Here is an 11,639-nt window from a genome sequence, read left to right as displayed (position 1 = left end):
ATAGCTTCATTAACATTAGTTAAGGAAGTTTTAGCATTAGTGTGATTATCAACAGTTAATCCATTAACAGTTAATGCTGTTGAACCCATATCTCCTATGTTAATTTCTAAGGATAATGCTGTATCAGCATTTGCACCAATTTGTAGCATTGCTCCGCTTCCTGTTGCAGATAAACTTCCATTTAACAGGCTCTTTTCGTTGAACTGTGTTGTGCCTGCAATTCTGTCTATTTCTGATTTTAAGGAATCAAGCTCATCCTTTATAGCTGTTCTATCAACGTCAACGTTAGTATCGTTAGCTGCCTGAACTGTTAATTCTCTCATTCTTTGAAGAATTGAGTGAGTTTCATTTAAAGCACCTTCAGCAGTCTGGATTAATGAAATACCGTCTTGGGCATTTCTTGAAGCTTGATCTAAACCTCTTATTTGAGCTCTCATCTTTTCGGAGATTGAAAGACCTGCTGCATCGTCTCCAGCTCTGTTAATTCTTAAGCCTGAGCTTAATTTTTCCATTGCTTTTCCTGAGTTAACAGTGTTCATACCCATATTTCTATGAGCGTTCATAGCATTAAGATTGTGATTAATTATCATTATAAATTCCTCCTTGAATTTGGTGGACATCCTTGTCCTTAATTTATTTTATTATTTAGGCGGCCGCCTTAATACCTATACTTATTAATTCGTAAATCTTTCAACATACTTTACAGTTACTTTTAAAAATTTAAATTTAAAAATATTATTTTACGCCATTCCCATTTGAGAAGCCAGCCAGCTGCTTTGAGAATTCAATGAATTCATATTCTTTTCAAGCACAGCAAACTTTCTGTAAAGCATTTCCTGTTTTACTTGAAGCTTTCTTTCCAGCTCTTTTAAAACCTTATTTTTATCGTTTATTTTCTCAGTAAGATCGTTTTCTCCTGCCCACCTTGAATCCTTGTATCCAGCTTTCTTAATTAATACACCATCAATTCCTATATCTTCTTTTAGGATGTTTTTAAATCTTGTAAATATTCCATTTGTCTTATTTTCAGATCCTGACTGAGTAAAAAGTTTCTCTGCTAAATCACCATTATTTTCTAGGGCAGCTTTAAGCTTATTTTCGTCAATCTGAAGCTTGCCTCCATCCATATAATTTTTGGTGGTACTTATCCCTAGATCTGTAATACTTACTCCCGCACCTTCTACAGTATTATAAACAGCTTCTCTAAGGTCACTAAGTAGCTTGCTTAAGTTGTTATCTCTCTTTAAAAGTCCGGTTTTAGCTTTTTCTTCCCATTTTTTTATTTCATCCTCTTTCATATCCTTCTTTTGTTCTTCAGTAAGAGGTCTGTATTTGTATTCCTTTTTTTCATTTATCTTAGTATTTATCTTTTCTACTAAAGAATTATATTTTTCTATAAAGCCTTTAAACTTTTCTACTGATGCTGAAGCGTCTGACGTTACTGTAAATTCTTCAGCAATATTGGGAGAAGCCTTTAATAGATTATAATTTACTCCATCTATGGTAAAGTTATTTGTGCTTTTTTTAATATCAGCACTGAAAGTACTCTCACCGGGAGCTTTTATAGAAACTATTGCATCATCACCTTTATGAGTACCAATCATGCCTGTCTTATCGGCAAAGTTGCTTGTACCAGCATTAATTGTTAATTCAACAGTCTCTCCTGTGTTTTTACCTTCTACCGTTAGCTTTTTTGTAATATCACTAAAATTTACATTTATAAAATTGCCTAGAGGCTCTCCTTTTGAATTTGGAGCATTTTTAATTTTACTTATTAAGTCGTTGATGGTATCTGTGCCTTTAATATCTATAGTGTAGTTTTCATTTCCATAATTAATTGTAAAATTACCATCAGTTATTCCCGCTTCTGATAATTTTGTGCTTTTACTTGCTTCTCCTGCTTGCAAATTGAAACTTCCCTGAAATTTTGGTGGATTTGCCAGTTGCTTTATTAAAATCTCGTAGTTTCCTTTAATAGCTCCGGATAAGGTAGAAGCTGATAGCATTTTGCTATTACTGTCCACTCTTGTACCTGTATAGGTAGATGAAGAAAACATATTTTCAGGGCTTAAAATATCAAAATACCTTTCAAACTCCTTTAAATCTTTTATAATATCTACATAGGACTCCTGCTGCCACTGAAGGTACTGCCTATCCTGGCCTACCTTATCCATTCTAGCCTTATCTTTGGCAAGCATGCCTTTAATCATTCCTTCAATATCCATACCGGTGGCAAGTCCAGTTAATCTGCCGTAATCAGTGGTTCCCTGAGGTCCCGCTCCGCTGATATTCATAATATCACCTCGCTAAATTTTTTCATCAATAAAATTAATCCTTCTTTGGGAGTTATTCACATAATTTTTGTTAGCAATAATCTTTTCTTTGTTATACTGCATTTCATGATATAAATCATTTTTTTTTGAAACATATATATTATTAAGTTTTTTTTCTAAAGCATTAAGTCCCAAAGCTTTTCCACAAGATACAAATTCTTCCTTTTCGTAATTTAATTTTCCTATTTCATCTATAATCTTTTCCCTTTGTTCTATGAGCATATCAATGTTTTCAATTTCATCCTTATCCAGTTTGTATATAAGCTTTTCTGTGATTCTTTTAAATTCCTCAAGATTCTGATTTAGCAGCTTCACATCATACATTTTATTTACTTCCCTTTGATATTCTATATGCTTCATTCCATACATCTCTTATCTCTTCAATAATAGGGATGATTTCATTCATTACATTAATATCTTTTTTAAAATTAGCATAGCCTAATCTGTCTTTAACGAAATCATAAACGCTGAATAACTGTTCAGCCCATGATCCAGCAGAAGTATCCAGGGAGATCATAAGCTCAGCAAATATATCCTGTGCTCTTGTAAGGTATTCATGAGCCTTTGGAATATCTTTATCTAAAATAGCTTGTCTACCTATCTTAGAAAATTTAACTCCGCCATCTAAAAGCATTAATAATAATTGCTCTTTAGAAGCATAGTTTATGCTATTATTTTTATATGCATTATATGCATTTGCAGTGCCGTACATCTTAATCCTCCTATTTCCTTGTATCTATAAATACACCCTTATAATTTAACGATGCTTCCTTTTCATCTTTAGTAGCTTCGATTTCAATGGTGTCCACTTTAACTGCTTCCACATAGATTTGATCTTTCTTCAATAAATTTGAAAATTTGAATTCCTTAGGATGCTTTTTAAATTTTTTTCTTCTTTCACCATCAAATTTTCTTGAATAGGAGTTGATCTTAAGGCCTGACTTTGAGTGGATTATACCTTCTCTCGTCATTTCGTTCACCTTTTGTCTGGTTTGCGGTTCTATCTTATTAAGACGAAATTCCATAGATACTCCTCCTTATTTTATTATACTCTATGCTTTTTCATCTACTAACACGCCTACAAGCTCACACATCTTTGCAACTAAATCCAATATTTTTTTGGGTGGTATTTCTAAAATAACTTCTTTGGTATTATCATCAACGATTTTTATCATAACGTCATTGAGTTTATCATGAATTTCGTATACTGCATGGGTGTTTTCATCTCTAAGGAAGGTATTGAGCTTTTCCAGAGCCTTATCCAGCTCTTCCCTTGTAAGTTCCTGCTTTTTTATCTTTTCAGCAGAATTTATAGGTGCTTCTGTCTTTACAACTATTGCTTCCTCCCCGGTATTTCTGCTAATATTCATTTCAGGTCTTCCTTGACCTATGGCATTAATATTCATAATTTTCAACCTCTCTGTTATTTTTTAAGATTTTTAATAACCTCCAGGTTAAATTCTGCAGCCATTTTATTTTCTTCTTCTACTTCCTTGTAAAGTTCTTTTCTTAATATAGTAATATCCCTTGGTGCTTCAATGGAAAGCTTCACACTGCCGTCTTCTACCTTTGTCACAGTGATTTCTATATCATCTCCGATTAATATTGATTCGCCCTTTTTTCTCGTAATAACTAGCATTTTATCACTCCTCGAATAAAGGATGTTTTATTTTATAAGCTTCATTTCCCAGTATTATTTGTTCCCCTACGCCATGCTTTTTATTTATAATAATCGGCGCTCTTAAATTCACTGTTATCTTTTTCATGTCTGAATTCAAGGTGGCAGTGTTTAATACCAGAACATCCTCCGGCCCTTCTATCTTCAATTGTTTAATAACCTCATCCTTTAATTCAAATTCATAATTTTTTTCAATTTCAAAAGGCGATATTAATATTAATCCGATATTTTCATCTTCTATAGAATGGAGTATGCTGAATGCTGGGTTTTCTTTAACAGGAATCAGTACAAATTTATTTAGATTCTGAAACCCCGGCATCCCCTTAGGAAAAATTATTACGTCCTTTTCATTAAATTCCAATATTCCATGTAGTTTAGTATTAAGCTGCATAATTATCCTCCTAAACTTAGGTATTCGTGTATTTTCTTCTTTGGTTTTTAGTTTTACATTTTAAATAAATAGACTTCCAAGTAAATAGCTTTTTATCTTATGTAATCTATAAGTGATGGTTGTATAACCTTAGCGCTGGTTTGAAGAGAAGCCATGTAAACAGTCTGAGCTGTGGTATATTCCATAACCTTCTCAGTTATATCAATATCTTCAGTCTGAGAAAGTATTTCAGTCATATTATAGCTTTCATCCTCATTTTTTTCTTTAGCTGAATCCATCCTGTTTTGTTTAGCACCAACTTCTGCTCTTATCTTTAATAGATTGCCAATAGCTGAGGTTATATTTTCTAAATCTTCTCCAACAAGCTTATTAGATTCTTGGGTGTCTGCACTATCAAGGTGTGTGGTTATGTTTTTAAATACTTCTGAAAGATTAATTTCTTTTCCTTTTTCATCGGTAAATTTCAGAAGCTCTGCTGCAGTTATATTGTACTCCATAGTTACCCCTTGGGATATTTCCACTGAAAGCTTCTTTGCAAGCATCTCAGCCTCAGAATCAGATGTGAGTCTCAGCCCTTCTCTATCACTTAAAAACAATTCAGTATTTCCCTGTACTTTATCTGTTCCTAATGGCTTAGCAGTTCCTCTGGAACCTGCAAAAACATATTTACCATCAAAATTAGTGTTTAATATTTGCGCAAGTTCGCCTACCTTCTCGTTTATCTCGTCCTTAATAGCACTTCTTTCATTGGTTCCATAAGCGGCATTTCCTGAGGATATCATAAGTTCTCTGACTCTTTGGAGAACATTTCCTGCCTGATTTAATGCAGTATCTGTAGTATCCAGCCAGTTTATAGTATCTTTTATATTATCATTATATTGTTTATTAGTATTTATATCCGTATGAAGCATCATCGCTCTGGCAACCTTAAAGGGATTGTCTGATGGTCTTCTGATTTCTTTACCTGAGGTAAGCTGTCCCTGAAGTATTTTCATATTCCCAAGATTATTCCTCATATCCCTTAAAAAATTATTGGACAACATCTTATTAGTTACTCTCATTTAAACACCTCTCCTCTTTATCTCGTAAGCCCGTTAACTATAACATCTAAAAGTTCGTCTACTGTAGCTATAATTTTAGCATTGGCCTGATAAGCATGCTGAAATTGTATAAGGTTTGCCATTTCCTCATCTAAAGAAACTCCTGATATACTGTATTTCATCTCTACCATACTATCAAGGAGATCCAGCTGATTCTTAACTATCCTCTTGGCTTCCTGAGTCTGAACTCCCAATCTGTCTACTGTGTCCTTAAAAAAGCTGTCTATTTTCATTCCATTTATATTGCTTTCAATTTCCATGCCATTATTTTTGAGTATACTTCCGCCTCTAGTAGGATCAAACATATCTTTACGGGATTTTATGGTTTCTCCAACATCCTGGATTTTAATTAAAGTATCTCGTATTCTTGCTATAGCCAAAGCTCTTGCACCATCGGTTTCTCCATCTTTATTATTTTCATTTGGATAAGAAAACTCATTGTCATGAGTTCTGGTTTTTATCTTCATAACATCATAAAGAATCTCTTTGTTTATACTTATATTTTCTGCTGTGATTTCACATTCAGCATACAAAACATTATCTAAATTCGTTATTTCGTTATTTTTACTATATAGTGCAGCATTTCCATTAACAAAAAAGGAAGATAATCTTTATTTGTATTTGATTTAGCATCACTTAAACCACTGTGCACCGCATTAACTGAAAAGGCAATAGCCTTTGCTAGTTTATTAAGCTGGTCTTTGTAATCATTTATATCCTCATGGATTGACATATTGCCTTTAAGCTCTCCGGCATAGGGTACAAAGCTCTTTAACTCCATAATGTTTATTACAGCACCATCTTCGATTGCGGAACCATCCGCTCTTACCGCTTTGCCTTCACTATTACTCCAAAGCACCCTTGTTTCCGTAAGTTTTTTTGCATTAAGCTCATCCATGCCTTTTACAGTTATAGTTTGTTTATTGCTTTCAGAATTCATTTTCCCTAATTTATAGTATGTTATTTTATAGGTAGTTCCTGAAGGATCCTCTATATCCTTTTCTACAGAGCTGATGTAAGAAAATCTGGATACATCTTCATTACGGTCTGCTGATACCAAATTAGGTACCTTCATTCCATTATCATCTGCCGGTTTTATATTTATTCCTTCATAAGCTTTTTTATCTATATTTATATTAAACTTAGTGCTAAGCTCATCTAATAACAAATCACGTCTATCCATGAGATCATTAGGCATATTTCCCGCACTTTTAACCCCTATAATCTCCCTGTTTAAATTATCTAACTGATCTAGAAGACTGTTAATGTCTGTAACATTATTTCTTATTAAATCCTGAGCATTAGTCTGAAGCTTATTAAGCTGTTTTGCAGCATGGTTTAAAGCATCTGCTAAGGCTGCAGACTGTTGAGCTACAACGGTTCTTGCATTAGATCCCTGAGGCTGCTTAGAAAGCTGCTGCCAGGAGTCAAAGAACTTACCGATAAGGGTAGAAATCCCCGTATCTGAAGGTTCATTAATAATACTTTCTATTTCACTTAAAAATTTATCCCTTGTATTGTATTTGCTCATAGTGCTAGTTTCAGTTCTTATCTGATAATCTAAAAAGCTATCTCTAATTCTTTCAATGGCAGCAATCTGTGCTCCGGTTCCTAACTGACCAGGCTCGGCAGCATTGTTTAATGTAGGCATACCAAAAGGCCTTGTGGTTTCAATCCTGGCTCTCTGCCTTGAATAACCTACTGTGTTGGCATTAGATATATTATGAGAAGTCACATCTATTGCTTTTTGTTGAACGTTTATGCCTCTTTTAGCCACGTTAAAGGTTGAAAACAAACCTGACATATCTTCACTCCCTATCTTTTGAATTTACCATAGGAATCATAGGTAACAGTGTTTCTATTTGGATTAATATATGAAAGCATCTTGTTTGTGAAGGATAAACTCTGTTTAATAAGGAGTTCATTTGTATCCTTTTGAAGATTTATTTCTTCCAAAAGCCTGCATATGCTCCTGTAAGCATCCTCCATATCTTCATCAGACAGTGAGTTAATTATATCCTTCATGGCTTTTCCTTTAGTAATTTGTCTTCTTTCTACCTCTGCTTCTGCAACCTTCTTGTTGCACTGCTGTATGTCTTCTATGATCTTATCCATTCCAAAAACATCTTTTTTCATAATGAGACCAAATTGATTGTCAAGTAAATTTAGAAGTTCTCTTAAAGTCTCATATTCCTTATCCATTACAATTTTTAATTCCTGCAACATTAAGCTTCTCTTCCTTTCATTATATCCAGAAGCTTTTGAGCTGTAAGTTTTGCATCAACATTATAGGTTCCTTTATTGATTTCCTCTTTAATTTTTTCTATTTTTGCTGTATTGTCTAAAGAAGGTACATCTATATCTAAGCTGCTCAAACTTTTTCCTATACTAGATATTTCTATGGAGTCCTTTTTATACTCAGAACTTTTATTCTCCACTTGTGTTTGGTGCTTAACATAAAAATTAACTAAATTATTAGAACCTACTCCTCTTATATTCATATTTAACCTCCAAACTGTATATATCTACTTTTATTATCGACATTAATTCTTTTGAGTTTAGGATATTTATATAACATTTTGTGAACAATATATTTAATAATAAAAGAATAAAGGAAGCTGAAGCTTCCTTTATTCTTTTAAGCTTTTAACCCTTTCGATATTGCTTACTATATTGGTTATTCTTACTCCGAAATTCTCGTCAACTACTACAACTTCTCCGTAAGCAACCTTCTTACCGTTGACCAGTATTTCTACAGGCTCCTCAGCAAGCTTTTCAAGTTCTATAAGAGAACCCACTCCAAGATTAAGTATGTCTTTAATGCTTTTTTTAGTTCTTCCAAGTACTACTGAAATTTCAAGAGGTACATCCAAAATAAGATCTATGTTTTTACCGGTAGGGTGAACTGGAGCTTGATTTAGCGGCTCAAAGGCTGCAGTATGTACTTCTACTTTCTCCATAGGCTTTTCAATCTCTTTCTCTTCAATATTTTTTACCAAATCTTCTTTTTGACTTTCTTTAGTATTTTCAGTATTAATAATACTTTCTTTAGTATTTTCAGTATTAATAATACTTTCTTCAGATAAAGAAGTATTCTCTTCTGTACCCATCATTATAGATACAACTTTTTTTGCAGTAGTAATTGGTAAAAGCTGCATTATTTCACTATCTACTAAAGTACCAATGGTCATTCTAAAGCAAACTTTTATTATTGGTTCATTTTCAGTTATCTCTTCTGACAGCGGCTCGGTATCATCATTCCATATCCTGGAATGAGGAGGTGAAATGTTTATTTCCCTTGCAAACATTGTAGCCATTGAAGTTGCTGCAGAACCTATCATTTGATTCATAGCTTCCTGTACAGCGCTTATTTCTATTTCTGATAATTCCGATGCAGAGACTTTTCCATCTCCTCCCATCATAAGGTTAGCTATAACCGCTGCATCGGGAACCTTTATCACAAGGACATTTCTGCCCATGATTCCTGATGTATATTCCACTTCTAAAACCATATTTGGTATTTTAAACTCTTCTTTAAGGTCTTTTAATGTTGTAATACTAACTACTGGAGTTGTAATATTTACCGACTGATTTATAATCTGAGATAGTGCTGTAGAAGCGGAACCCATGGATATATTACCTATTTCCCCCAATAAATCTCTTTCCATGTCTGTAATTACATTATCATCATTCTTTACTGGAGCTTCATCAGATATACTGTTAGTGCCTCCATTTAATAAAGAATCTATCTCCTCCTGAGAGAGAAATCCGTTACTCATTAGTTTCCACATCCTTATCTATAATATCTAAAACCGTTACTCCAAAATTTTTACCTATTAATCCCGGCTTTGCCAAGTAGCACTTTTCATCTTCTACCTTCACTGTTATAGGGTTAGTGCATTTGTTATTTAGTGTAATTACATCATTTATAGATAGCTTTAAAAAGTCATCTACAGTTATATTTGTAGAACCTAAAACAGCACTTACAGATACATCAACTACATTAAGCCTATTTCTTATAAGCTCTTTAGAAACCTTCATTGCTTCATCATCACTGCTTTGGAACCAATATTGAACTACTAACTTTTCTAAGAATTTTTCTATGCTTAAATAGGGAATACAAAGATTAATAAATGAGCTGTTTTTACCCATTTCTACAGAAAAGGTTATAAGAGCCACTGGTTCATTAGGAGCCAGAGTCTGGTTTAATGCTGGATTAGTTTCAACATCTTCAACCTCTATAGTTACATCCATAATATCTTCCCATGCCAGCTTCAGATTATTAAGAAGACCTGTATTGATTTTTTTAATAATATTTTTGTCTATATCTGTAAATTCCCTTAATCTAAACTTTCTAGACCCATTTCCTCCTAAAAGCACATCTAATACCTGATCCACAAATTGAGGGTTTGTCTCAAATAAAATTGAACCATTTAAAGGATTCATTTTAAAAATTGTCATAATTGTGGGGTTAGGTATAGAATGTATGAATTCTTCATAGGTAATCTGCTGAACGGAAACTATATTTACCTTTACGTTAGCTCTTACCTGTGCAGTAAGAAAGTTTGAAATTATTCTTGAAAAATTATCATGAATAAGCTCTAATGTTCTAATATGATCCTTTGAAAATTTCTGAGGGCTTCTAAAATCATAAAGCTTAACTTTTTGTTTGTCTTCATCTTTCATAACCTCTTCTGCCACAATTTCTCCAGAAGAAAGCGCTGACAGTAGTGCATCAATTTCACTCTGCGATAAGACCTCGGCCATATTTTCCCCTCATTTCATTAACTAATTTATTATTAATTTATCTAAATCAATAAGCGTTGCTATGCTGTCTTTAAAATTAATTATTCCTTTTATATATGAATTATGACTTTCCTGATCTAATTTTTCAATCATATTTTCATGAATGTCTAAAACTTCATCCACTTCATCAACGGTTATTCCTATCTGCTCCTCCATTATATTCAATATGATTATATTGCTCTGCTCCTTATTGGAGGACTCCATATTAAGAAGCATGTTAATATCAAGTATGGATATTATGTTACCCCTTAAATTGATTAAACCTTTGATATGGGGCGGAGCTTTTGGAATCTTTGTCATATTCATTATATCGTTGATTCCCTGAACTTTTGAAGTTTCTACTGCAAATTGTTCATCACCTAACTTAAAAATTACAGCCTGCATAACGATAGCCTCCTAGCTCATAGCTTTTCTTATAGCTTCCAACACCCTGTCTGCTTGAAAGGGTTTTACTATAAAGTCCCTGGCTCCTGCTCTAATTGCATCCATTACCATGCTCTGCTGTCCCATTGCGCTGCACATTATAATCCTTGAAGAAGGATCAAATGCTTTTATTTGCTTTACAGCTTCTATTCCATCCATATCTGGCATAGTGATATCCATAGTTACAACATCTGGTTTTTCTTTCTTATAAATCTCCACTGCTTTTATTCCATTACTTGCTTCTCCTACAACTTCAAACCCATTTTTCTCTAGGATATCTTTTATCATCATCCTCATAAAAGCTGCATCATCAACAATTAAAACTTTAGCCATTTTTTTACCTCCAAAATTAAATTACACCTAATGAATTAAGTATTTTTTCTAAGGAACCCGGTCTTGGAACATAATAAAAATGTGCTCCTATATTATTGGACTCAGTTCCTATAAAATTTGTCTCAATATCTAAAATATTATCTTCAAACTGCGCAGACTCAATGAACATAGTAGCCAGTATGGCACCAAGCATGTCTTGAGCCATCGCTGGTACTGAAGGAATCAAAGTAAGATTTGTAAGCCTGGCGATTGAATTCATATATGAGGAAGAGACTATATTTCCAACTTCGCTTAAAACGGATATCCCCATTTCGCTAAATTCGTCTTCATTCCTTCCAGTCAATAATTCTATTATATTCGAAGCTACCTCTTTGTGAAATATAAATAATATATTCCCCGGTGTATCTCCTAAAACCCTCACGATTATCCCAACAACTTCTTTTTCTGCAGAGCCATTTATAATATGCTGAAAATCAATTATATTTATATTTGGAACACTCATCTCAATCTTTTTATTAAGAAGGACTGTGAAAGGGCCGTTGTCGGCGTTACCTGCTCCAATTAATTACCAAACC

At 33.5% G+C, this 11,639-nt stretch carries 18 protein-coding genes; all 18 read right to left on the bottom strand.

Translation table 11 applies throughout. From position 1 onward, the window contains the following. The coding region (locus TA89_RS04460; RefSeq protein WP_040211203.1) for a flagellin N-terminal helical domain-containing protein at window positions 1–590 on the bottom strand (590 nt) is incomplete at its 3' end. A gap of 150 nt (window positions 591–740) precedes the next feature. Beyond that, complete coding sequence (gene fliD, locus TA89_RS17620) at window positions 741–2,294, bottom strand: flagellar filament capping protein FliD (protein ID WP_052447321.1); 1,554 nt, start codon at window positions 2,292–2,294, stop codon at window positions 741–743. Window positions 2,295–2,306: 12 nt separating this feature from the next. Next, complete coding sequence (locus tag TA89_RS04450) at window positions 2,307–2,693, bottom strand: hypothetical protein (RefSeq protein ID WP_052447320.1); 387 nt, start codon at window positions 2,691–2,693, stop codon at window positions 2,307–2,309. Beyond that, window positions 2,659–3,045, bottom strand: coding sequence for a flagellar export chaperone FliS (gene fliS / locus TA89_RS04445; protein ID WP_040211201.1), 387 nt, complete (start codon window positions 3,043–3,045; stop codon window positions 2,659–2,661). The genes TA89_RS04450 and fliS overlap by 35 nt, the downstream gene beginning before the upstream one ends. A gap of 10 nt (window positions 3,046–3,055) precedes the next feature. Further along, entirely contained in the window at window positions 3,056–3,358 is a 303-nt protein-coding gene (locus TA89_RS04440) for a hypothetical protein (RefSeq protein ID WP_040211200.1), read from the bottom strand. A gap of 27 nt (window positions 3,359–3,385) precedes the next feature. After that, window positions 3,386–3,739, bottom strand: a complete 354-nt coding sequence (locus TA89_RS04435; RefSeq protein ID WP_040211197.1) for a flagellar protein FlaG — start codon at window positions 3,737–3,739, stop codon at window positions 3,386–3,388. A gap of 17 nt (window positions 3,740–3,756) precedes the next feature. Further along, window positions 3,757–3,972 carry a carbon storage regulator CsrA gene (csrA, locus tag TA89_RS04430; RefSeq protein ID WP_040211195.1) on the bottom strand — a complete coding sequence of 72 codons (216 nt, stop codon included), beginning with the start codon at window positions 3,970–3,972 and terminating at the stop codon, window positions 3,757–3,759. A 4-nt stretch (window positions 3,973–3,976) separates the two neighbouring features. Beyond that, window positions 3,977–4,402 (bottom strand): flagellar assembly protein FliW, encoded by a 426-nt coding sequence (gene fliW / locus TA89_RS04425; RefSeq protein ID WP_040211193.1) that lies wholly within the window; start codon window positions 4,400–4,402, stop codon window positions 3,977–3,979. Between the two features lie 92 nt (window positions 4,403–4,494). Further along, window positions 4,495–5,463 (bottom strand): flagellar hook-associated protein FlgL, encoded by a 969-nt coding sequence (gene flgL, locus TA89_RS04420; protein WP_040211191.1) that lies wholly within the window; start codon window positions 5,461–5,463, stop codon window positions 4,495–4,497. A gap of 17 nt (window positions 5,464–5,480) precedes the next feature. Continuing rightward, entirely contained in the window at window positions 5,481–6,035 is a 555-nt protein-coding gene (locus TA89_RS19145) for a flagellar basal body rod C-terminal domain-containing protein (protein WP_341349986.1), read from the bottom strand. Between the two features lie 17 nt (window positions 6,036–6,052). Beyond that, window positions 6,053–7,306, bottom strand: coding sequence for a flagellar hook-associated protein FlgK (gene flgK, locus TA89_RS04415; RefSeq protein WP_341349985.1), 1,254 nt, complete (start codon window positions 7,304–7,306; stop codon window positions 6,053–6,055). Window positions 7,307–7,317: 11 nt separating this feature from the next. Further along, window positions 7,318–7,728, bottom strand: a complete 411-nt coding sequence (locus TA89_RS04410; RefSeq protein WP_040211189.1) for a flagellar protein FlgN — start codon at window positions 7,726–7,728, stop codon at window positions 7,318–7,320. Continuing rightward, complete coding sequence (gene flgM / locus TA89_RS04405; protein ID WP_040211187.1) at window positions 7,728–8,003, bottom strand: flagellar biosynthesis anti-sigma factor FlgM; 276 nt, start codon at window positions 8,001–8,003, stop codon at window positions 7,728–7,730. The genes TA89_RS04410 and flgM overlap by 1 nt, the downstream gene beginning before the upstream one ends. 129 nt (window positions 8,004–8,132) lie before the next feature. Continuing rightward, window positions 8,133–9,281: a flagellar motor switch phosphatase FliY gene (fliY, locus tag TA89_RS04400; protein ID WP_040211184.1), complete on the bottom strand. Its 1,149-nt coding sequence runs from the start codon at window positions 9,279–9,281 to the stop codon at window positions 8,133–8,135. Further along, entirely contained in the window at window positions 9,274–10,269 is a 996-nt protein-coding gene (gene fliM, locus TA89_RS04395) for a flagellar motor switch protein FliM (protein WP_040211183.1), read from the bottom strand. The genes fliY and fliM overlap by 8 nt, the downstream gene beginning before the upstream one ends. Before the next feature lie 21 nt (window positions 10,270–10,290). Next, on the bottom strand, window positions 10,291–10,692 hold the full coding sequence (locus tag TA89_RS04390) for a chemotaxis protein CheW (RefSeq protein WP_040211181.1): 402 nt from the start codon (window positions 10,690–10,692) through the stop codon (window positions 10,291–10,293). A gap of 12 nt (window positions 10,693–10,704) precedes the next feature. Continuing rightward, window positions 10,705–11,064: a response regulator gene (locus tag TA89_RS04385; RefSeq protein ID WP_040211179.1), complete on the bottom strand. Its 360-nt coding sequence runs from the start codon at window positions 11,062–11,064 to the stop codon at window positions 10,705–10,707. A 16-nt stretch (window positions 11,065–11,080) separates the two neighbouring features. Beyond that, window positions 11,081–11,566, bottom strand: a complete 486-nt coding sequence (locus TA89_RS04380; RefSeq protein WP_082023847.1) for a chemotaxis protein CheC — start codon at window positions 11,564–11,566, stop codon at window positions 11,081–11,083. Between the last annotated feature and the right edge of the window lie 73 nt (window positions 11,567–11,639).

The sequence above is a fragment of the Clostridium polynesiense genome (assembly GCF_000820705.1).
GTDB lineage: Bacteria > Bacillota > Clostridia > Clostridiales > Clostridiaceae > Clostridium_AA > Clostridium_AA polynesiense.
The sequence above is the reverse complement of the archived record's forward strand: the minus strand, read 5'-3'. Positions and strand labels throughout refer to the sequence as shown.